We start from the raw sequence: 21126 nt of genomic DNA, 5'->3' as shown, positions 1-21126 counted from the left end.
CCCCGCCGTGAGCCCGGCAGCGGGGCCCAGTGCGGATCCCCGCGCAGACCTCGCTGCGGGCCGGAGCCAGGACCCCGGTGCGGCTCCCGGCGCGCGACCCACCGCCGGACGCAGCGCCGGACCCAGCGCCGGACCCAGCGCCCGACCCACCGCCGGACGCAGCGCGGGTCCCCGTGCGAGCCCTGGCGCGGACGCGCCGGCGGGCGGCTGGGCGTGCGCCCGCCCGGGCGGGCCAAGCGCCGCCGTCGCCAGCCAGAGCAGCACGCCCACCACGAGCAGCACCCGCCGTCCGCCGGGAAGCGGCGGCAGTGGAGGCGGTGGGGCGAACGCGGGAGCGGGCGTGGTGTGGGTCATGCCCGCACTCTCTTCCCCCGGACGGACAACCCCGACCCCGCCGGGTCGAGTTGTGGACAACTCAGGCCCTGTGGAAAAGCCGGCCACCCCTTCGAGTGAGCCCCTGCGCCGGGCGCAGGTCGCTCGGCGTGCGGCGCGTCCCGTACACTTCAGTCGCGACCCGGCGTGCCGGGTCGACTTCGCACGCCCCGCGCCGGTCCTCCGGCGCAGTGCCGCTCGGTCCTCGGCGAGCCCCTCGTGGGAGCCCAGGAGCCGGCACGAAGCAGGGCGTCAGGCGCCTCGGCCACCGGCCGCGGCGGAACAACCGAGCAACCTCAAGGAGCACGGCCATGGCCGTCGTCACGATGCGGGAGCTGCTGGAGAGCGGCGTCCACTTCGGTCACCAGACCCGTCGTTGGAACCCGAAGATGAAGCGCTTCATCTTCACGGAGCGCAACGGCATCTACATCATCGACCTGCTGCAGTCGCTGAACTACATCGACCGCGCGTACGAGTTCGTCAAGGAGACGGTCGCCCACGGCGGCTCCGTCCTCTTCGTCGGCACCAAGAAGCAGGCCCAGGAGGCCATCGCCGAGCAGGCCGGTCGCGTGGGCATGCCCTACGTCAACCAGCGCTGGCTCGGCGGCATGCTGACCAACTTCTCCACCGTCTACAAGCGTCTGCAGCGCCTCAAGGAGCTCGGCGAGATCGACTTCACGGATGTGGCCGGCTCCGGCCTCACCAAGAAGGAGCTCCTCGTCCTGCAGCGCGAGTACGAGAAGCTGGAGAAGACCCTCGGCGGTATCCGCGACATGCAGCGCGTGCCGTCCGCCGTGTGGATCGTCGACACCAAGAAGGAGCACATCGCCGTCGGCGAGGCTCGCAAGCTGAACATCCCGGTCGTCGCGATCCTCGACACCAACTGCGACCCGGACGAGGTCGACTACAAGATCCCGGGCAACGACGACGCCATCCGCTCGGTCACCCTGCTGACCCGCGTGGTCGCCGACGCCGTCGCCGAGGGCCTGATCGCCCGCTCCGGTGCGGCCAAGGCCGACGCGAAGCCGGCCGAGTCCGGTGCGGACCAGCCGCTGGCCGAGTGGGAGCTCGAGCAGCTCGCCGGTGCCGAGAAGAAGGCCGCCGACGCCGAGGTCCAGACCTCCGCCGAGACCGAGAAGGTCGCCGACGCCGAGGCCACCGAGGCCACCGAGGCCCCCGCGGCCGAGGCCGAGCAGGCCTGACCCGCCTGAACGCTTGACCGGGGAGGGGTACGGCGGCGATCGCCGACGTACCCCTCCCGTGTGTCGGATCGTGGGCCGAACCGCCCCGATTCTTCGCTCACTTCACAAGACAACGCGAGAAGAGACTCAGGAACCATGGCGAACTTTTCCGCCGCGGACGTCAAGAAGCTCCGCGAGCTCACCGGCGCCGGGATGATGGACTGCAAGAAGGCGCTGGACGAGAGCGAGGGCGACGTCGAGAAGGCCGTCGAGCTGCTCCGCATCAAGGGCCAGAAGGGTGTGGCCAAGCGTGAGGGCCGCGACGCCTCCAACGGCGCCGTCGTCTCCCTCGTCGAGGGCAACTCCGGTGTCCTGGTCGAGCTGAACTGCGAGACCGACTTCGTCGCCAAGGGTGACAAGTTCGTGGCCGTCGCCAACGAGCTGGCCGCCTTCGTCGCCAAGAACTCCCCGGCCGACATCGACGCCGCCCTGGCCGCCGAGATCGAGCCCGGCAAGACCGTCCAGCAGTTCGTGGACGAGGCCAACGCGAGCCTGGGCGAGAAGATCGTCTTCCGTCGCTTCGCCCAGTTCAACGACGGCAACTACGTCAACGTCTACATGCACCGCACCGACCCGGACCTGCCGCCGGCGATCGGCGTCATGGTCGAGCTGGACGTCGAGAACGAGGACGTCGCCAAGGGCGTGGCGCAGCACATCGCCGCCTTCGGCCCGACCTACCTCTCCCGTGAGGAGATCCCGGCCGAGGTGCTCGACAACGAGCGCCGCATCGCCGAGGCCACCGCGCGCGAGGAGGGCAAGCCCGAGGCCGCCCTGCCGAAGATCGTCGAGGGTCGCGTCACCGGCTTCGTCAAGGAGAACGCGGTCCTGGAGCAGGCCTACGCCCGCGACAACAAGAAGACCGTCCAGAAGGTTCTGGACGAGGCCGGCGTCAAGCTGGTCCGCTTCGTTCGCTTCCGCGTCGGCGCCTGATCCGTAAGGGTCGAGCAGCGGGGCCGGCTCCGGCCAGCCCCTACGATGTGAGTCGTGAGAACGACGAGGAGGCCACTGCCCTGCGGGTGACCGAACAGGTTCCGGCGGCAGTGGCCTCTTTCTCATATCCGTGCCCCCCATCCGGGGTATGCGCACCACCAGCATCACCGGCCGAGTTCGAGCTGGCTGTGCTTCACAAGGCTGTGCTTCACAAGGAGGAGCCGATGCAGATGACCGATGACGAGGGCACCACGCGTCGCCGCGTACTGCTCAAGCTTTCCGGCGAGGCCTTCGCCGGCGGCGGCGGACTGGGCGTGGACCCGGACGTGGTGCACGCGATCGCCCGTGAGATCGCCACCGTGGTGCGGGCCGGCACCGAGGTGGCCGTGGTCATCGGCGGCGGGAACTTCTTCCGCGGCGCCGAGCTGCAGCAGCGCGGCATGGACCGCGCCCGTTCGGACTACATGGGCATGCTCGGCACCGTGATGAACTCGCTCGCGCTCCAGGACTTCCTGAACAAGGAGGGCATCGAGACGCGGGTGCAGACCGCGATCACGATGGGCCAGGTCGCCGAGCCCTACCTGCCGCTGCGCGCGGTGCGGCACCTGGAGAAGGGCCGCGTCGTGATCTTCGGCGCCGGTATGGGCATGCCCTACTTCTCCACCGACACCACGGCCGTCCAGCGCGCGCTGGAGATCCACGCCGAGGTGCTGCTCATGGGCAAGAACGGCGTGGACGGCGTCTACGACTCCGACCCGCGGATCAACCCGGACGCCGTCAAGTTCGACGCCCTGGAATACTCCGAGGTGATCGCCCGGGATCTCAAGGTCGCCGATCTCACCGCCATCACGCTCTGCAAGGACAACGACCTGCCGATCCGCGTCTTCGAGCTGCTCAAGGAGGGCAATATCGCCCGGGCGGTTCGCAATGAGAAGATCGGGACGTTGATCAGCACGGACGCGCCCACCGCCTGAGGCGCTCGGCTCCCGCTCGCGGGGGATGGACAACCGGGCTGCCTTGAGTGAACGTGCCCGGGAGAAGCGAAGTAGTTCCAGCAGTTCGAGACCGGGTCGCCCCGGACAGGAGCAGATTGTGATCGAAGAGACCCTCCTCGAGGCCGAGGAGAAGATGGAGAAGGCCGTCAGCGTCGCCAAGGACGACTTCGCCGCGATCCGCACCGGCCGTGCGCACCCCGCGATGTTCGCCAAGATCGTCGCCGAGTACTACGGCACGATGACCCCGATCAACCAGCTTGCCTCCTTCTCGGTGCCGGAGCCGCGGATGGCGGTCATCTCGCCGTTCGACAAGAGCTCGCTGCGGGTGATCGAGGAGGCCATCCGCAACTCGGACCTCGGCGTCAACCCGAGCAATGACGGTTCGATCATCCGTGTGAACTTCCCGCAGCTCACCGAGGAGCGGCGCAAGGAGTACATCAAGGTCGCCCGGACCAAGGCGGAGGACTGCAAGATCTCCATCCGCAACGTCCGCCGCAAGGCCAAGGACACGCTCGACAAGCTCGTCAAGGACGGCGAGGCGGGCGAGGACGAGGTGCGCCGCGCGGAGAAGGAGCTCGACGACGTCACCAGCCGCTACGTCGCCCAGGTGGACGAGCTGCTCAAGCACAAGGAAGCCGAGCTGCTCGAGGTCTGATGAACGACGATTCCTTCTGGGGGCCCACTCTTGGAGACAGGGGTGCCGGGGCCCGCGCACAGGGCCACGGACTGCCACTGGAGGGATCGGCGCCGGAGGGATCGGCGCCGCTCGGTGACGATCAGGCCACCACGCTGCTGCCGCCCGTGACCGACCACGGGCCGGCGGCGGGGCACGCCCAGCCTCCGTACGGGCCGCCGCCCGGCTACGGCCAGCCGGCGGAGCCCCACCAGCCGCCCTACGGCCACGCCCAGCCCCCGCAGCACCAGCACCAGCCGCAGCAGCCGTTCGCGCAGGCCGCCTACGGGCAGGCCGTGCCCGGAGGCCAGGTCCCGCCGGGCGGCCGCCCGCCGTACTCCCCGGAGTACGGCGCCGAGCAGCCGCAGGGTCTGCACGCGGACACGGACATGGCGCACACTCAGTACATGCCTCCCGTCCCGCCGGCCCCCGAGCATCAGCCCGGCGGCCCGGCCCAGGCGGCGCCCGGAGGCCCCGCGGGCCCCGGCGCGCCCGGCAACGCTGCGCCCGGCAACGGTGTGCCCGGAAACGGTGCGCCCGCGCCCAAGGCGGCGGAGAAGTCCGCGCCGAAGGCCGGACGCGACCTGCGGGCCGCCGTCGGCGTGGGCCTCGGCCTCGGCGCGGTGATCCTGGCTTCGCTCTTCGTGGTCAAGTGGCTCTTCGTCGGCGTGGTCGTGGCCGCCGTGAGCGTCGGCATGTGGGAGCTCACCACCCGGCTCACGGAGGCCAAGGGCATCCGCGTCCCGCTGATCCCGCTGCTGGTGGGCGGCGCGGCGATGGAGGTGGCCGCCTATCTCGGCGGCCCGGAGGCCGCGGTGGTGGCGTTGGCGCTGACCAGCCTCGCCGTGCTGGTCTGGCGGATGACGGAGCCACCGGAGAACTACCTGCGGGACGTGACGGCCGGGATCTTCACCGCCTTCTACGTCCCCTTCCTGGCGACCTTCGTCATGCTGATGCTGGCCGCCGACGACGGCCCGCAGCGGGTGGCCCTCTTCCTGGTGCTCACCATCTGCAGCGACACCGGCGCGTACGCGGCCGGTTCGCGCTTCGGCAAGCACAAGCTCGCTCCCCGGATCAGCCCCGGCAAGACCCGCGAGGGCCTGGCCGGCGGCGTCCTGCTCTGCATGATCGCCGGCGCGGCGGGCATGCAGCTGATGATCACCGGCGGAAGCTGGTGGCAGGGCCTGGTCCTGGGCGCCTGTGTCGCGGTCTCCGCGACCCTGGGCGATCTCGGCGAGTCGATGATCAAGCGTGACCTCGGCATCAAGGACATGGGCACGCTCCTCCCGGGCCACGGCGGCATCATGGACCGCCTGGACTCCCTGCTGCCGACCGCCCCGGTCGTCTGGCTCGTCCTCGTCGGCTTCGTCGGCTCGGGCTGAGCCCGTCCCCGCCGCACCGTCTTCGCTTCACCCGTAGGCCCCGCCTCCCGGCGGGGCCTACGGCATTTCCGGGCATCGGCTTCGCGCTGTGCAGCCTGGGTCGTCTCCGGGCTGTCCGGCTGTTCAGCATCCGGGCGTGGTGGGCCCGGACGGTCGTGAGCTAGTGTCCAGCCACCGTGTGTCGTCGGCCGCTCCCCTGGGGAAGGGACTCTCCATGCTCGAAAAGCTCCTGCACCACAAGCTGCTGCGCGAAGGCCTCGAAGGCCAGGGGGTGATCACCGCGCGGAAGCTCGGGGCACCCATGACCGAGAACGGTGCCGGGGGCTTCTACATCGACGTCGAAGGACACATCAAGTTCGACGACGGCACCCAGGCCGTCTTCTCCTCGAGAAGACTGGACCCCCACAAGCTCGGAGATCTCGACGTGGGCACGATCGTGCCGGTCCGCTACGGCGCGGACCGTCAGCACGTGGTCCTGGACACGCCCAAGCTCGAGGCCGTGAGGACGGCGAAGAAGCAGGAGGCGGCCGGCTGGGCCGAGCAGAAGAGGCAGCGGGACATCGCCGCCGCGGACGCCAAGCTGGCTCGACGAAGCAACCACCCCGACCACGACTGAGCCTCGCGGCCCCGAGCGGCGGCGTCCTGCACCCGGTGTCGGGCATCTGACGAGGCGGGCGCTGTATCCGCAGGCCGGTGCCGACGACGACAGCTGACCATCGGCGGTGACAGCCCCCGCAGTCGCCCACCAGGGAACCGGTCCCTGATCTGAGACACTGGATTCACTATGCCTAAACCCGGTGAACTCACCTTCGTCGCGCCCCGCGGGGCCAAGCCGCCGCGTCATCTTGCCGACCTCTCCGTCGCCGAACGGAAGGAGGCGATCGTCGCGCTCGGCGAGAAGCCGTTCCGGGCCGACCAGCTGTCGCGTCAGTACTTCGGGCGGCTCGCCGCGAGGCCGGAGGAGTGGACGGACATCCCCGCCACCTCCCGGGAGAAGCTCGCCGAGGCGATGCTGCCGGAGCTGATGACCGAGGTGCGGCACGTCTCCTGCGACGACGACACCACCCGCAAGACGCTGTGGAAGCTCTTCGACGGCGTGCTCGTGGAGTCGGTGCTGATGAAGTACCCGGACCGGGTGACGATGTGCATCAGCTCGCAGGCCGGCTGCGGCATGAACTGCCCCTTCTGCGCGACCGGCCAGGCCGGGCTGACGCGCAACCTTTCCACTGCGGAGATCGTCGAGCAGATCGCTGCGGGCATGCGCGCGATCAAGGCCGGCGAGTTCGGCGGCGAGCAGGCGGGCGAGGACGGCGAGGCCCGCGCGGTGCGGCTGTCCAACGTGGTCTTCATGGGCATGGGCGAGCCGCTCGCCAACTACAAGCGCGTGATCGCGGCCGTCCGCCGCCTGACCGAGCCCGCCCCCGCCGGGTTCGGGCTGTCGCAGCGCGGCATCACCGTCTCGACGGTCGGCCTCGTGCCGGCGATCAACAAGCTCGCCGAGGAGCGGCTGAGCGTCCGCCTCGCGGTCTCGCTGCACGCGCCGGACGACGAGCTGCGGGACGAGCTGGTGCCGGTCAACACCCGCTGGAAGGTGGACGAGGTCCTGGACGCCGCGTGGGACTACGCGGCGCAGTCCGGTCGCCGCGTCTCCATCGAGTACGCGCTGATCAAGGACATCAACGACCAGGCCTGGCGCGCGGACCTGCTGGGGCGCAAGCTCAAGAACCACAACGCGCACGTGAACCTGATCCCGCTGAACCCCACCCCGGGCTCCAAGTGGACGGCCTCCCGCCCGGAGGACGAGCGCGAGTTCGTCCGCCGCCTCCAGTCCCACGGCGTCCCCGTCACCGTCCGCGACACCCGCGGCCAGGAGATCGACGGCGCCTGCGGCCAGCTGGCCGCCGCGGGCTGAGCTCCGCGCACCACGGGCGAGAAAGACCGAAGGCCGCCGGGAGCACCTGCTCCCGGCGGCCTTCGGTCTTCACCTGTCGGTCAGACGCCCAACGCCGCCCAGGCGAGGAGGCCGGCGCCGGTGGCGGCGGCGAGGACGACGGCGCCGGCGGCTGCGGTGCGCAGGGCGATGGAGCCCTGGAGGACGGTCGTCGGGGCGCCCATCCGGCGCAGCGGGGTGTAGGCGGCGCGGTGGGCGCCGGCGAGCTCGGCCAGGCGGGTGAGGAGCGCGCCGAGGACGCAGAGGCCCACTAGGCCCGCTTCGACCAGCGGCAGCGGTCCCAGGTGGCGGTGCTGGTCGGAGACGTACTGGAGCCAGGCGGCGGCGCCGATCGCGCCGACGACGGAGAGGACGGCCAGCGGGGTGCCCAGGCGCCACGCCTGGGCCTGGAGGCCGCGGCCGGCGAGCAGCCTGGTGGCGCGCGGGCGGCCCCAGGCCAGGGCCTCGCCCGCGGCGTAGAGGAGCACCGGGACGGCGAGCGCGATGCCCGCGGTGGCGACGAACCAGCCGACCGCCGCCGCCTGCGGGGCGTTCACCCGGACGGCGGTCACGACGATCAGCGTGCCGAGTGACGGCAGACCGGCGGCCAGGGCGATGCGGCGCGCGGTGGGACGGCGCTGCGGCTGGTCCGAGCCGTCGACGGGGACGACGTCCTGGGGCCGGACCGAGGCCGCGGCCGCGAGGCCGCCGAGCGCCGGGATGACCGCCAGCAGGGTCAGGGTGCCCGCGAAGGGCAGCGCGCCGTGGGTGCCCAGGGCGTCGTCGAGGCGTCCGTCGGGGAGCAGCTCCACCACGTGCGCCCGCAGCAGCAGGAAGCCGCCCAGCGTGATGGCCGCACCGAACGCGCAGGCCAGCGCCATCTCCCCGGCGAGCAGCAGGCGCATCCGCAGCGGCCCGACCCCGGCCGCGACCAGGCCGGCCATCCGCTCGGGCTGCTGCAGCGGCAGCGCGCGGGCCCAGGCGCCGGCCAGGTAGGCGACGCCCACGAGGGCGGGCAGGCACCACAGCAGGCGGTCGAGGGACGGTCCGGCGGGGGCGGGGGCGGGCGTGGAGACCGCGCGGCCGAGCGCGCGCAGCAGCAACGCGGCCACGACTGCCGAGGCGGCGCTGGTCAGGACCCAGCGCAGCAGGTCCAGCGCACGGTAGCCGCGCGCTACACGGAGGTAGAACACGTAGGGGCGTCCTCTTCGAGCTCGCTCAGAGCGACGGCGTCCCGGGCGTCGACAGGTGTGGCGAGACGTCCGTCGGCCATCACCGCCACCCGGTTGGCATATCTGGCCACGCTCGCGTCATGCGTGGCCAGAATAAGGGTGATCTTGTGCGAACGCGACGCGGTGAGCAGTATCCGCATGACCTGGTCCTGCGACTCGCGGTGCAGCGGCGCGGTGGGCTCGTCGGCGAAGACCACGGCGGGGTCCGCGGCCAGGGCGCGGGCGACGGCGATCCGCTGGCGCTGGTCCTGCAGCAGCTCGGCGGGGCGGCGCTTGGCGCAGTCGGCGACGTCGAGGCGCTCCAGCCACTCCGCGGCCGAGGTCGCGGCGACCTTGCGGGGGAGTCCGGCCAGCAGCATCGGCAACGCGACGTTCTCGCGCGCGTTCAGCTCGGGCACCAGCTGCGGCTCGGGGCCGACGTAGCCGAAGCGCTCGCGGCGCAGCCGCTCCCGGGCGGCTCGACCGAGCGTGTGCACGGGGGAGCTGTTGAACCAGACCTCGCCCTCGTCCGCGGGCAGCATGCCGCTGAGCACGTCCAGCAGGGTGGTCTTGCCGCAGCCGCGCGGGCCGGCGACGGCCAGCACCTCGCCCTCCCTGACGTTGAGGGAGACGCCGCGCAGCGCAGGGGTGCCGTGGTGCGACTTGACCAGCGAACGTGCCCACAGCACGTCGTTGTCGGGTGGTGCGACGCTCACGGCTTCCTCCGCCTCTGTGAGTTGTGGCTCACAGATTATGAACGAGGGAAAGGTGTGGGGGTTGCGTGACGGTATTACGCGGCGTGTCGTCTTTATCACTCACACGAGTGAAGGATCCCGGGAGGAGCACGACAGGGCGGCACCGGCTGGAGTAGCCGGGGCCGCCCTGTGGTGGAGGGTGGTGACGGAAAGTCAGCGCGGAAGCCTTAGCGGCTTACAGCTTCGTCCACGCCTCGGTCAGCACGTTGCGCAGGATCTGCTCGATCTCGTCGAACGTGGACTGGTCCGCGGTCAGCGGCGGCGAGAGCTGGATGACCGGGTCGCCACGGTCGTCGGCGCGGCAGTACAGGCCGTTCTCGAAGAGCGCCTTCGAGAGGAAGCCGTAGAGCACGCGCTCGCACTGCTCGTCGGTGAACGACTGCTTGGTGGCCTTGTCGGTCACCAGCTCGATGCCGTAGAAGAAGCCGTTGCCGCGGACGTCGCCGACGATCGGCAGGTCGTGCAGCTTCTGCAGCGTCGTGAGGAACGCGTTCTCGTTCTCCAGGACGTGCTTGTTCAGGCCCTCGCGCTCGAAGAGGTCGAGGTTGGCCAGGCCGACGGCCGAGGAGACCGGGTGGCCACCGAAGGTGTAGCCGTGCAGGAAGGTGTTGTCCTGCTTGTAGAACGGCTCGGCCAGGCGGTCGGAGATGATGCAGGCGCCGATCGGGGAGTAGCCCGAGGTCATGCCCTTGGCGCAGGTGATCATGTCCGGCACGTAGTCGAACTTGTCGCAGGCGAACATCGTGCCGAGGCGGCCGAAGGCGCAGATCGTCTCGTCCGAGACGAGCAGCACGTTGTACTGGTCGCAGATCTCGCGGACGCGCTGGAAGTACCCGGGCGGCGGCGGGAAGCAGCCACCGGCGTTCTGGACCGGCTCGAGGAAGACGGCGGCGACGGTCTCCGGGCCCTCGAACAGGATCTGCTGCTCGATCTGGTCGGCGCACCAGCGGCCGAAGGCCTCCGGGTCGTCGCCGAAGATCGGGGCGCGGTAGATGTTGGTGTTCGGGACCTTGTGGGTGCCCGGGACCAGCGGCTCGAAGGGGGCCTTCAGGGCCGGCAGGCCGGTGATGGACAGGGCGCCCTGCGGGGTGCCGTGGTAGGCCACCGCGCGGGAGATCACCTTGTACTTGGTGGGCTCACCGGTGAGCTTGAAGTACTGCTTGGCCAGCTTCCACGCGGTCTCGACGGCCTCGCCGCCACCGGTGGTGAAGAAGACCTTGTTCAGGTCGCCGGGGGCGTAGTTCGCCAGACGCTCGGCCAGCTCGATCGCCATCGGGTGCGCGTAGCTCCAGATGGGGAAGAAGGCCAGCTCCTCGGCCTGCTTCCGGGCGACCTCGGCCAGCTCCTTGCGGCCGTGGCCGGCCTGCACGACGAACAGACCGGCGAGACCGTCGAGGTACTTGCGGCCGTTCGAGTCGTAGATGTAAGTGCCCTCGCCGCGAACGATCGTCGGCACCGGGTTCTTCTCGTACGACGACATGCGGGTGAAGTGCATCCACAGGTGGTCGTAGGCGGATTTGGACAGGTCCTTGTTGGCGACCGCGTCGGCGCTCATCGGGTACCCCAGGTGTAGGTCTGTTTCCGGAGTTTCAGGTAAACGAAACTCTCGGTCCTCCGCACGCCGGGAAGCGCGCGGATGCGCTTGTTGATCAGGTCGAGGAGATGTTCGTCGTCCTCGCAGACCAGCTCGGCCATCAGGTCGAACGAGCCCGCGGTGACCACGACGTAGTCGACCTCGTCCATGGCGACCAACGCGTCGGCGACGTCCTCCACGTCACCCTCGACGGTGATGCCCACCATCGCCTGCCGCGAGAAACCCACGGTGCGGGGATCCGTCACCGCGACGATCTGCATGACACCCTGGTCAAGGAGCTTCTGGACGCGTTGCCGCACCGCCGCCTCGGAAAGGCCGACGGCCTTGCCGATGCTCGCGTAGGCGCGGCGACCGTCCTCCTGAAGCTGTTCGATGATCGCTTTGGAGACGGAGTCGAGGGGAACATTGGCGTTCCGGTTGTGGTTGGCCACGAGGTCACCTTGCCTGATCGTTCGGATGTTCGCAAGTGATTCCGTTGCTGGAGCTTGGAATCGATACTGAATCCATCGTCTTCGTCGCCCGGGTCTGTCGATAACCACAGTGCAGAGCTACCCTGGGCGCGACGATACCGACGTCGCCCAAGCAGAAGTCGAGAAGAGGTCCCGAAGTGAGCGAGCTTCTGAAGCTGCGCAACTACATCAACGGCGCGTTCACCGATGCGGCTGACGGCCGCACCACCGAGGTCATCGACCCGACGACGGGCGAGGTCTACGCCACGGCCCCGCTGTCGGCCCAGGCCGACGTCGACGCGGCCATGGCCGCCGCCGCTGCCGCGTTCGAGACGTGGCGGGACACCACCCCCTCGCAGCGCCAGCTCGCCCTGCTGAAGATCGCCGACGCGATCGAGGCACGGGCCGAGGAGCTCGTGGCCGTCGAGTCCCGGAACACCGGCAAGCCGATCGCGCTGACCGCCTCGGAGGAGATTCCTCCGATGGTGGACCAGATCCGCTTCTTCGCCGGCGCCGCCCGCCTGCTCGAGGGCAAGTCGGCCGGCGAGTACATGGACGGCATGACCTCGATCATCCGTCGCGAGCCGGTCGGTGTCTGCGCCCAGGTGGCGCCGTGGAACTACCCGATGATGATGGCCGTGTGGAAGTTCGCCCCGGCGATCGCCGCGGGCAACACCGTGGTGCTCAAGCCGTCGGACACCACCCCGGCCTCCACCGTGCTGCTCGCCGAGATCATCGGCGACATCCTTCCCGCCGGTGTCTTCAACGTCATCTGCGGTGACCGCGAGACCGGCCGCGCCATGGTCGAGCACGAGACCCCGGCGATGGCCTCCATCACCGGCTCCGTCCGCGCCGGCATGCAGGTCGCCGCCTCCGCGGCCAAGGACGTCAAGCGCGTCCACCTGGAGCTGGGCGGCAAGGCCCCGGTCGTCGTCTTCGAGGACGCCGACATCCCGGCCGCCGTCGAGGGCATCTCCGTCGCCGGTTACTTCAACGCCGGCCAGGACTGCACCGCCGCCACCCGCGTGCTGGTGCACGAGTCGATCCACGACGAGTTCGTGGCCCAGCTGGCCAAGGCCGCCGCCGAGACCAAGACCGGTCAGCCGGACGACGAGGACGTGCTCTACGGCCCGCTGAACAACGCCAACCAGCTCGCCCAGGTGACCGGCTTCATCGAGCGCCTGCCGGCCCACGCCAAGGTCGAGGCCGGTGGCCACCGCGTCGGCGACAAGGGCTACTTCTACGCCCCGACCGTCGTCTCCGGCCTGAACCAGGACGACGAGATCATCCAGAACGAGGTCTTCGGCCCGGTCATCACCGTGCAGAAGTTCTCCGACGAGGCCGAGGCCGTCCGCAACGCCAACGGGGTCGAGTACGCGCTCGCCTCCTCGGTGTGGACCAAGGACCACGCGCGGGCGATGCGTATGGCCAAGCGCCTCGACTTCGGCGCGGTGTGGATCAACACCCACATCCCGCTGGTCGCCGAGATGCCGCACGGCGGGTTCAAGAAGTCCGGCTACGGCAAGGACCTCTCCTCCTACGGCTTCGAGGACTACACCCGGATCAAGCACGTCATGACCTCCATCGCGGAGTGACATCCTGACGCACCGGTGAGGGGCGCGGGGCTGCGGCCTCGCGCCCCTCACACGTTCCACGCGAAGCGGTGGGTGTGGATCCCGAAGTACGGGAAGTTGTCGACGGCCGTCACGCCCTCGACCGGGCGGACCACGTCGTTGATGAAGTCCAGCAGCGCGCGCGGGTCCGGGCAGACCACCTCGGCGAACAGGTCGTAGCCGCCGGAGGTCAGCACCGAGTAGACCACCTCGTCGCGCTCCCCGAGCGCGTCCGCGACCGCCCGCGCGTCCCCGTCGACCCGGATGCCGAGCAGCGCCATCGCCTGCCCGCCCATCGCCATCGGGTCGGTCACCCCGACGACCTGCACCGCCTTCGCGTCGATCAGCCGCTGCACCCGCTGCCGCGCGGCGGAGGGGGACAGGCCCACCCTGGGGCCGAGGTCCGCGTAGGGGATCCGGCCGTCGCTCTGGAGTTCCCGCAGGATGGCCCGGTCGATGTCGTCCACGGGCACTAGGGTGCCAGGTCCAACAGGAAGACCAGTCGGCCGCTACCGCCGCACCGCGTCCAGGGCCAGCAGCGCCACGTGCAGCGACAGGCAGGACTCCACCTGGTCCAGGTCCACGCCGAGCACCCGCTCCACCTTGTGCAGGCGGTCGTAGAAGGACGGACGGGAGAGGTGGGCGGCGTCCGCCGCCGCGGACTTGTTGCGGCCCTGCTCCAGGTAGATGCGGAGCATCGCGATCAACTGGCTGTTGTGTTCCGCGTCGTAGGCCAGCAGCGGGCCCAACTCGCGCTCCACGTAGGTCTGGAGACGGGCGTCGTCGCGCAGGAGGTGCAGCAGGCCGCGCAGCCGGACGTCCGGGAGGCGGTAGTAGGAGGCCGAGCGGGTGCCCGGGGCGCTCGGGGTGTCGTGCAGTGCCGCGTCGGCGACCTGCGTGGCCTCCACCAGGGTGCGGCGCGCGTCGCGGACCGAGCCGACGGAGGAGCCCACCGCGACCACCGGTTCGGGACCGTCCTCCTGCTCGGTGACCAGACGCCGCAGCACGCCGGCGAAGCCGTCCAGCGCGGAGTGCTCGTCGTCCTTGGGGCCGAGCGAGACCAGCAGGCCGACGGCCTCGTCGTCGAGCGCGCCGACCAGCGCCGTCAGCCGCCGCTCGCGCACGGCCGCCGCCGCCGTCTCGGTGAAGTCCCGCAGGCGCGCCTGCGCCTCCAGTGCGGCCGGGAGCGGGCCGCGCCGCTGCCGCAGCACGACGCCGACCAGGCGGCGTCCCTCCAGCGGGACGCCGAGCGCGGAGGCGCGCAGCGCCACGTCGGAGACGGTCAGCGCGTGCGTGAGGATGCCGGACAGCAGGGTGCGGTGCGTCTGCCGTTCCAGCGACTCGCGGTCGCGGACCATCAGCCGGTTCAGCGCCAGCGTCGCCGCCGCGCGCTCGACCAGCATGGTGTGGCGGTGCGAGGCCGGCTGCGGGACGGCGTCCTCCTGCGTCGAGCCGGGCTTGCCGATGAGGACCAGGCGGCCCCAGTCGTGCCCGCGCGCGCCGACGGACGTCGTCAGCCAGCCCGTGCGCGGATCGTGGCCGGTACGGCCGTTCGGGCGCACCCCGCGCGAACGGGACTCCCAACCGGCCAGCACCACCTGGGCGTTCTGTCCGGCGGTGTCGTAGGCCAGCACCTGGTGCGAGAGGTTCTCCAGCACGACCGGCGCGCCCGCCATCCGGGCCACCTGGCGCACGACCTCGACCGGCTCCGCGCCCTCGACGGCCAGCTCGTTGAAGGTCTGGTGGATCTCCTCGGACGAACGCAGCTCCTCCAGCTGCGCGTTGACCACCAGCGCGTGCACGGCCTCGGTCACCTGGACGAAGCGCAGCTCGCGCCGGAGCACGATCAGCGGCAGCCCGCGCTGCTCGGCGGCGTGCACCAGCGCCCGGGGCAGCGAGTCGAAGTAGCGCCGCCCGAACTCCACGACCAGGCCCGCCGCGCCGACCTCCGCGAGCTCGCGCACGTAGCGGGCCAGGCCCTCGCGGTCTTCGGGGAGCGCGATGCCGGTGGTCAGGATCAGCTCCCCGCCCTGCAGCATGTCGGCCACGTCGGCCAGTTCGCTGACGTGGACCCAGCGCACCGGGCGCTCCAGGTGCTGCGCCCCGGCCACGACCTCGGGGAGGCCGCGACTGACCACGTCCAGCTCCAGGACGCGGGCGACGGTGGGGAACATAGGGGTCCTCGGGCTCTGTGGGGCGAACGGGGGACGCCTCCATAGTGTCAGGCTCGGGCGACATTCCGGCAACGAGGTGTCGCCCGGGATCGGCTTTGCACTGTGTGATGCTGGTAATGATCCGCCTTGCAGACTGTCGCTTGCCCGCCCCTTCCCCGAGCGGGCATCGTCGCAGGACGGGCGTCCCGCCCGTCGCATTCTCCCGAGGAGAGATACCCATGGACCGGACCATCGTCGGCGACCGCTTCGACGCCGGAGCCCAGTACATCGACGGCGCCCTGCGCAAGGGCACATCGGGAGACACCTTCGACGTCACCAGCCCCGCCGACGGCGGCCTCGTGCAGCGTGTGGACCTGGCCTCCACGGCCGACGTCGACGCCGCCGTGGCCGCCGCCAAGCGCGCCTTCCCGGCGTGGTCCGGCGCCACCCCCGCCTTCCGCAGCGAGGCGCTGACCAGGCTCGCCGCGATCCTGGCCGAGCGCGCCGAGGACTTCGCCCGGGTCGAGTCCGCGCAGACCGGAAAGCCGATCAAGCTCACCACCGAGTTCGACGTACCCGGGACGATCGACAACACCGCCTTCTTCGCCGGCGCCGCCCGCAACCTGGAGGGCAAGGCCACCGGCGAGTGGTCCGGCAGCCACACCTCCTCGATCCGCCGCGAGGCGATCGGCGTGGTCGGCTCCATCGCGCCGTGGAACTACCCGCTGCAGATGGCCGCCTGGAAGATCCTCCCGGCCATCGCCGCGGGCAACACCATCGTCCTCAAGCCCGCCGAGCTCACCCCGCTGACCTCGCTGATGTTCGCCCAGGCCTGCACCGACGCGGGCATCCCCGACGGCGTCGTCAACGTCGTCACCGGCAAGGGCCGCAGCGTCGGCGAGTACCTGATCGGCCACCCGGACGTCTCGATGGTCTCCTTCACCGGCTCCACCGGCGTCGGCACCCGCGTCGGCGAGGTCGCGGTCCAGACCGTCAAGCGCACCCACCTGGAGCTCGGCGGCAAGGCCCCCTTCGTGGTCTTCGACGACGCCGACCTGGAGGCCGCGATCAACGGCGCCGCCGCCGGCTCGCTGATCAACACCGGTCAGGACTGCACCGCCGCCACCCGCGCCTACGTCCAGCGCCCGCTGTTCGACGCCTTCGTGGCCGGCGCGGCGGAGATCTTCGAGTCGGTCCGCCTCGGCGACCCCTTCAACCCGCAGACCGACCTCGGCCCGCTCGTCTCCGAGCGCCAGCGCGACTCGGTCGCCGGCTTCGTCGAGCGCGCCCGCGGCTACGGCGCGACCATCGCCGCCGGCGGCTTCGCCCCCGAGAAGGGCCACGACGGCACCGACCTCACCCAGGGCGCCTACTACCGCCCGACGCTGGTCACCGGCGTCGCCCAGGACGCCGAGATCGTCCAGCAGGAGCTGTTCGGTCCGGTCCTGGTCGTGCTGCCCTTCGACACCGACGACGAGGGTATCGAGCTGGCCAACGACACCCCCTACGGGCTGGCCGCCTCCGCCTGGACCACCAACACCTTCCGCGCCCTGCGCGCCACCCGCGAGATCCAGGCCGGGTGCGTGTGGGTCAACGACCACATCCCGATCATCAGCGAGATGCCCCACGGCGGCTACAAGGCCTCCGGCTACGGCAAGGACATGTCGCAGTACTCGCTCGACGAGTACACGCAGGTCAAGCACGTGATGCAGGACATCACGGCCGTGGCCCGCAAGGACTGGCACCGCACGATCTTCGGCGACCGGTAATCCGGTCCCCGCTTCTCCCACCCTCTACGTCCCGGGCGGCAAGACAGACCGCCCGGGACCAAGAAAGCAGTGAGACCTATGGATCCGGCCCATTCGATCGCCGACGTCCAGTACACGCCCTTCTGGCTCGCGGACCCCGCGAAGCCGGAGCCCGAGCCGGCCCTGGTCGGCGACACCCACTGCGACCTGCTGGTCGTCGGCGGCGGTTACACCGGCCTGTGGACCGCCCTGATCGCCAAGGAGCGCGACCCCTCCCTCGACGTCGTCCTGCTGGAGGGCAAGGAGATCGGCTGGGCCGCCTCCGGCCGCAACGGCGGCTTCTGCGCGGCCAGCCTCACCCACGGATTCTTCAACGGCCTGGAGCGCTGGCCCGACGAGCTGCGCACCCTGGAGCGCCTCGGCCGGGAGAACCTCGACGAGATCGAGGCCGCCGTCAAGCGCTACGACATCGACTGCGACTGGGAGCGCACCGGCGAACTGGACGTGGCCACCGAGCCGCACCAGGTCGACGAGCTGCGCGAGGGCGCCCAGCTGATGCGCGAGTACGGCGTCGAGTCGGAGTTCCTCGACGCGGACGCCGTCCGTGCGCAGGTCGACTCGCCGACCTTCCTCGCGGGCCTGTGGCACCGCGACGACGTCGCGATGGTCCACCCGGCCAAGCTGGCCTGGGGTCTCAAGCGCGCCTGCAAGGACCTCGGCGTGCGCGTCTTCGAGCACTCCCCGGCGACGGGCCTGGCGCCCAAGGGCTCGGGCATGGCCGCCAAGACCCCCTACGGCCGGGTCTTCGCCCGGCACGTCGCGCTCGGCACCAACATCTTCCCGAGCCTGGTCAAGCGGCTGCGCCCGTTCCTGGCCCCCGTCTACGACTACGCGCTGATGACCGAGCCGCTCAGCGAGGAGCAGCTCGCCTCCATCGGCTGGAAGAACCGCCAGGGTCTCGGCGACTCCAACAACCAGTTCCACTACTTCCGGATCTCCGCCGACAACCGGATCCTGTGGGGCGGCTACGACGCGGTCTACCACTACGGCAGCAAGGTCCGCGACGAGTACGACCACCGGCCCGAGACCTACGTCAAGCTGGCCGAGCACTTCTTCACCGCCTTCCCGCAGCTGGAGGGCCTGAAGTTCAGCCACGCCTGGGGCGGTGCGATCGACACCTGCAGCCGCTTCTCCGCGTTCTTCGGCACCGCCCACAAGGGCCGCGTCTCCTACGCCCTCGGCTACACGGGCCTCGGCGTCGGCGCCACCCGCTTCGGCGCGGAGGTCATGCTCGACCTGCTCGCCGGCAGGAAGACCGAGCGGACCGAGCTGGAGATGGTCAAGAGCAAGCCGCTGCCGTTCCCGCCCGAGCCGGTGAAGTGGATGGGCATCGAGATGACCAAGTGGTCGCTGGACCGCGCCGACCACAACGCCGGCAAGCGCAACCTGTGGCTGAAGACCATGGACGCCCTGGGTCTCGGCTTCGACAGCTAGCCACGGCAGGCCGTCGTCGCCGGACGCTCTCGGTTCGGCATGAACATGGCGGCGCACACCCTATAGCGGGTGTGCGCCGCTTTCGCGCCTATACGCACCTTCTCACCACCACGAGCCCGGCCGCCCTCACGATGGTCCGGAAAACGCTGTAAGAGTCGGACATCGGAGCGCTCTCTCCCGGTGACCCCGGATTCGCCACCCCCGGGGCCCGGCCGGCTGATGTGGAGGGCGAGAGCCATGGGAAGTCTGGAACCGAACGCCGCGGTGGAGTGGCTCGCCGCGGCGGCCCCTGACCCGGAGGCATGCCGGTGGGAGTGGGAACGCAGCGCCATGGGCATCGCGCTGCTGCCCGCCGGACGACTCTGGGACGTCCTGGTCGTCCCCGGCGACCTGGGCAGACTCACCGCCGACGTACTGCTGCGCCTCGACAACGACCCCGGGCCCGTGCTCGTCGACTTCGGCGACTACCGCTTCGGCTTCTTCGTGCCCCCCGGCACCGCCGCGCGCTGGGTCGGCACCGGCATCCGCACCTCCGGACCCGGCACCTGGCTCGCCGTCCCCCACCCCTCCCGCGCCGGACGCGGCCTGCGCTGGCTGGTGCCGCCGGACGGCACCGGCCTGCTCAACGATCCGGTCCTGCTCGAACTCGCCATGCACGAGGCGGCCGCCCTGCTGACCGCCGGACTGGGCGGCGAGATGGGGGAGACGGAGTACGAGAGCGGGTACGAGGGGGAGGGAGGCGGCCCGCGCGACGGCCACACGCCCCATGAGCCGGACGAGGTGTAAGGCAGATCCGAAATCACCCGACAGGCTGATGATTGAGCGTCCTCCAAGGCCGAAACAGAATGGGAGGAGAGCGCGGCACCGCACAGCATCCCGCACCCCTCTCGCACCGCTGGAAGCCCATTCCGCGTGCCCCGCCTGGACTCGGAGGCAGACGTTGAGCAAGCACATCACCCACTGGATCGCCGGTGAGGCCGTCCCCACGGCCGGAGCCGCCCCGCGTCGCGGTGACATCTACGACCCGGCGACCGGCAAGGTCTCCGGCCAGGTGGACTTCGCCACCATCAGCGAGATCGACGCGGCCGTGTCCGCCGCCGTCACCGCCTTCGCCGACTGGCGCAACGCCTCGCTGGCCAAGCGCACGCAGGTGCTGTTCAAGTTCCGCGAGCTGCTCAACGACCGCAAGGACGAGCTCGCGTCGATCATCGTCTCCGAGCACGGCAAGGTGCACTCGGACGCGCTGGGCGAGATCGCCCGCGGCCTCGAGGTCGTCGAGTACGCCTGCGGCATCCCGCAGCTGCTCAAGGGCGGCTTCACCGAGCAGGCCTCCACCGGTATCGACGTCTACTCGATCCGGCAGCCGCTGGGCCCCGTCGCGATCATCTCGCCGTTCAACTTCCCGGCGATGGTCCCGATGTGGTTCTTCCCGATCGCCATCGCCGCGGGCAACTCCGTGGTGCTGAAGCCCTCCGAGAAGGACCCGTCCGCCGCCAACTTCCTCGCCGGGCTGTGGGCCGAGGCCGGCCTCCCGGCCGGTGTCTTCAACGTCGTCCACGGCGACAAGGTCGCGGTCGACCGCCTGCTGGAGCACCCGGACGTCAAGTCCGTGTCGTTCGTGGGCTCGACCCCGATCGCCCGCTACGTCTACGAGACCGGCACGCGCTACGGCAAGCGCGTCCAGGCGCTCGGCGGCGCCAAGAACCACATGCTGGTCCTGCCCGACTCCGACCTGGACCTCGCCGCCGACGCCGCGATCAACGCCGGCTTCGGCGCGGCGGGCGAGCGCTGCATGGCCATCTCGGTCCTCGTCGCCGTCGAGCCGGTCGCGGACGAGCTGATCGAGAAGATCAAGCAGCGCATGGCCACCCTGAAGGTCGGCCCCGGCTGCGCCGGCGACTCGGACATGGGCCCGCTGGTCACCGGCGTCCACCGCGACAAGGTCGTCTCCTACCTGGACTCGGGCGTCGCCGACGGCGCGGAGCTCGTCGTGGACGGGCGCAAGCACCCGATCGCGGGCGACGACACCGTCGACGGCTTCTGGCTCGGCCCGACGCTCTTCGACAACGTCAAGCCCGGCATGTCCGTCTACAACGACGAGATCTTCGGCCCCGTCCTGTCCGTCGTCCGGGTGAACTCCTACGACGAGGGCCTGGCGCTCATCAACGCCAACCCCTACGGCAACGGCACCGCCATCTTCACCAACGACGGCGGCGCGGCCCGGCGCTTCCAGAACGAGGTCGAGGTCGGCATGGTCGGCATCAACGTGCCGATCCCGGTGCCCGTCGCCTACTACTCCTTCGGCGGCTGGAAGGCCTCCCTCTTCGGCGACACGCACGCCTACGGCGCGGACGGCGTCCAGTTCTTCACCCGCGGCAAGGCCGTGACCCAGCGCTGGCTCGACCCGAGCCACGGCGGCATCAACCTGGGCTTCCCGACCAACTCCTGACCTGCGGGTACAGGACCCGACGGGGCCCGGCAAGCCGATTTGACTCGGCCTGCCGGGCCCCGTAACGTTCTCCGAGTTGCCCCGGCCACCACCCCGATGAAGGGGAGGGAAATGGGATGACAAAACCACTGGAAATC

18 protein-coding genes and 1 pseudogene are annotated in these 21126 nt (G+C 70.6%); 12 read left to right on the top strand and 7 right to left on the bottom strand.

Annotated elements, in window-relative coordinates:
* Nucleotides 1–354: pseudogene (locus TR50_RS49315) on the bottom strand (hypothetical protein); the annotation flags it as partial.
* 329 nt (nucleotides 355–683) lie between these two features.
* Between TR50_RS49315 and rpsB the strand changes: the two are divergent.
* The 7 genes from rpsB to rlmN all read left to right on the top strand — a co-directional run bounded on the left by rpsB (nucleotide 684) and on the right by rlmN (nucleotide 7505).
* Nucleotides 684–1574 carry a 30S ribosomal protein S2 gene (gene rpsB, locus TR50_RS32200; protein WP_042430485.1) on the top strand — a complete coding sequence of 297 codons (891 nt, stop codon included), beginning with the start codon at nucleotides 684–686 and terminating at the stop codon, nucleotides 1572–1574.
* A 135-nt stretch (nucleotides 1575–1709) separates the two neighbouring features.
* Nucleotides 1710–2543, top strand: coding sequence for a translation elongation factor Ts (gene tsf / locus TR50_RS32195; RefSeq protein ID WP_042430482.1), 834 nt, complete (start codon nucleotides 1710–1712; stop codon nucleotides 2541–2543).
* 224 nt (nucleotides 2544–2767) lie between these two features.
* The gene (pyrH, locus tag TR50_RS32190; RefSeq protein ID WP_042374618.1) at nucleotides 2768–3517 is read left to right on the top strand and encodes a UMP kinase; all 750 of its coding nucleotides are present in this window, start codon (nucleotides 2768–2770) and stop codon (nucleotides 3515–3517) included.
* Nucleotides 3518–3635: 118 nt separating this feature from the next.
* Nucleotides 3636–4193, top strand: a complete 558-nt coding sequence (gene frr / locus TR50_RS32185; protein WP_042430480.1) for a ribosome recycling factor — start codon at nucleotides 3636–3638, stop codon at nucleotides 4191–4193.
* A 146-nt stretch (nucleotides 4194–4339) separates the two neighbouring features.
* The gene (locus TR50_RS44800) at nucleotides 4340–5593 is read left to right on the top strand and encodes a phosphatidate cytidylyltransferase (protein ID WP_236654678.1); all 1254 of its coding nucleotides are present in this window, start codon (nucleotides 4340–4342) and stop codon (nucleotides 5591–5593) included.
* Nucleotides 5594–5807: 214 nt separating this feature from the next.
* Nucleotides 5808–6209: a hypothetical protein gene (locus TR50_RS32175; protein ID WP_042430479.1), complete on the top strand. Its 402-nt coding sequence runs from the start codon at nucleotides 5808–5810 to the stop codon at nucleotides 6207–6209.
* Between the two features lie 168 nt (nucleotides 6210–6377).
* Nucleotides 6378–7505 carry a dual-specificity RNA methyltransferase RlmN gene (gene rlmN / locus TR50_RS32170; RefSeq protein ID WP_042430478.1) on the top strand — a complete coding sequence of 376 codons (1128 nt, stop codon included), beginning with the start codon at nucleotides 6378–6380 and terminating at the stop codon, nucleotides 7503–7505.
* Nucleotides 7506–7585: 80 nt separating this feature from the next.
* Here the strand turns inward: rlmN and TR50_RS32165 are convergent, their stop codons facing one another.
* From TR50_RS32165 to TR50_RS32150, 4 genes are all read right to left on the bottom strand, one after another.
* Nucleotides 7586–8716: a hypothetical protein gene (locus tag TR50_RS32165; protein WP_042430476.1), complete on the bottom strand. Its 1131-nt coding sequence runs from the start codon at nucleotides 8714–8716 to the stop codon at nucleotides 7586–7588.
* On the bottom strand, nucleotides 8698–9450 hold the full coding sequence (locus tag TR50_RS32160; protein WP_042430474.1) for an ABC transporter ATP-binding protein: 753 nt from the start codon (nucleotides 9448–9450) through the stop codon (nucleotides 8698–8700). The genes TR50_RS32165 and TR50_RS32160 overlap by 19 nt, the downstream gene beginning before the upstream one ends.
* A gap of 214 nt (nucleotides 9451–9664) precedes the next feature.
* Nucleotides 9665–11044: an aspartate aminotransferase family protein gene (locus TR50_RS32155; protein WP_042390424.1), complete on the bottom strand. Its 1380-nt coding sequence runs from the start codon at nucleotides 11042–11044 to the stop codon at nucleotides 9665–9667.
* A complete protein-coding gene (locus TR50_RS32150; protein ID WP_042430473.1) occupies nucleotides 11041–11514 on the bottom strand; it encodes an Lrp/AsnC family transcriptional regulator in 474 nt (157 codons plus the stop codon). The genes TR50_RS32155 and TR50_RS32150 overlap by 4 nt, the downstream gene beginning before the upstream one ends.
* 176 nt (nucleotides 11515–11690) lie before the next feature.
* On the opposite strand from TR50_RS32150, the gene TR50_RS32145 reads away from it, so the two are divergent.
* Nucleotides 11691–13127 (top strand): gamma-aminobutyraldehyde dehydrogenase, encoded by a 1437-nt coding sequence (locus TR50_RS32145; RefSeq protein WP_042430471.1) that lies wholly within the window; start codon nucleotides 11691–11693, stop codon nucleotides 13125–13127.
* Between the two features lie 47 nt (nucleotides 13128–13174).
* On the opposite strand, the gene TR50_RS32140 is transcribed toward TR50_RS32145, so the two are convergent.
* A complete protein-coding gene (locus TR50_RS32140) occupies nucleotides 13175–13612 on the bottom strand; it encodes an Lrp/AsnC family transcriptional regulator (RefSeq protein ID WP_042430567.1) in 438 nt (145 codons plus the stop codon).
* A gap of 42 nt (nucleotides 13613–13654) precedes the next feature.
* Nucleotides 13655–15319: a PucR family transcriptional regulator gene (locus tag TR50_RS32135; RefSeq protein WP_042430469.1), complete on the bottom strand. Its 1665-nt coding sequence runs from the start codon at nucleotides 15317–15319 to the stop codon at nucleotides 13655–13657.
* A 218-nt stretch (nucleotides 15320–15537) separates the two neighbouring features.
* Between TR50_RS32135 and TR50_RS32130 the strand changes: the two genes are divergently transcribed.
* From TR50_RS32130 to TR50_RS32115, 4 genes are all read left to right on the top strand, one after another.
* Nucleotides 15538–17067, top strand: a complete 1530-nt coding sequence (locus TR50_RS32130) for a gamma-aminobutyraldehyde dehydrogenase (protein WP_042430467.1) — start codon at nucleotides 15538–15540, stop codon at nucleotides 17065–17067.
* A gap of 78 nt (nucleotides 17068–17145) precedes the next feature.
* The gene (locus TR50_RS32125; protein ID WP_042430465.1) at nucleotides 17146–18540 is read left to right on the top strand and encodes an NAD(P)/FAD-dependent oxidoreductase; all 1395 of its coding nucleotides are present in this window, start codon (nucleotides 17146–17148) and stop codon (nucleotides 18538–18540) included.
* Nucleotides 18541–18777: 237 nt separating this feature from the next.
* Nucleotides 18778–19326: a hypothetical protein gene (locus TR50_RS32120; protein WP_042430462.1), complete on the top strand. Its 549-nt coding sequence runs from the start codon at nucleotides 18778–18780 to the stop codon at nucleotides 19324–19326.
* 154 nt (nucleotides 19327–19480) lie between these two features.
* Entirely contained in the window at nucleotides 19481–20989 is a 1509-nt protein-coding gene (locus tag TR50_RS32115; RefSeq protein ID WP_042430459.1) for a CoA-acylating methylmalonate-semialdehyde dehydrogenase, read from the top strand.
* Nucleotides 20990–21126 lie beyond the last annotated feature (137 nt).

Origin of the sequence: Streptacidiphilus anmyonensis (genome assembly GCF_000787855.1) — a bacterium.
GTDB lineage: Bacteria > Actinomycetota > Actinomycetes > Streptomycetales > Streptomycetaceae > Streptacidiphilus > Streptacidiphilus anmyonensis.
This window is presented reverse-complemented; position numbering and strand designations above follow the sequence as displayed.

Coding starts and splice junctions, on each gene's coding strand:
- pyrH (WP_042374618.1), top strand. CDS start 2,768: ATGCAGATGACCGATGACGAGGGCACCACGCGTCGCCGCGTACTGCTC.
- TR50_RS32130 (WP_042430467.1), top strand. CDS start 15,538: ATGGACCGGACCATCGTCGGCGACCGCTTCGACGCCGGAGCCCAGTAC.
- TR50_RS32135 (WP_042430469.1), bottom strand. CDS start 15,319: ATGTTCCCCACCGTCGCCCGCGTCCTGGAGCTGGACGTGGTCAGTCGC.
- TR50_RS32155 (WP_042390424.1), bottom strand. CDS start 11,044: ATGAGCGCCGACGCGGTCGCCAACAAGGACCTGTCCAAATCCGCCTAC.
- rpsB (WP_042430485.1), top strand. CDS start 684: ATGGCCGTCGTCACGATGCGGGAGCTGCTGGAGAGCGGCGTCCACTTC.
- rlmN (WP_042430478.1), top strand. CDS start 6,378: ATGCCTAAACCCGGTGAACTCACCTTCGTCGCGCCCCGCGGGGCCAAG.
- TR50_RS32125 (WP_042430465.1), top strand. CDS start 17,146: ATGGATCCGGCCCATTCGATCGCCGACGTCCAGTACACGCCCTTCTGG.
- TR50_RS32175 (WP_042430479.1), top strand. CDS start 5,808: ATGCTCGAAAAGCTCCTGCACCACAAGCTGCTGCGCGAAGGCCTCGAA.
- TR50_RS32120 (WP_042430462.1), top strand. CDS start 18,778: ATGGGAAGTCTGGAACCGAACGCCGCGGTGGAGTGGCTCGCCGCGGCG.
- tsf (WP_042430482.1), top strand. CDS start 1,710: ATGGCGAACTTTTCCGCCGCGGACGTCAAGAAGCTCCGCGAGCTCACC.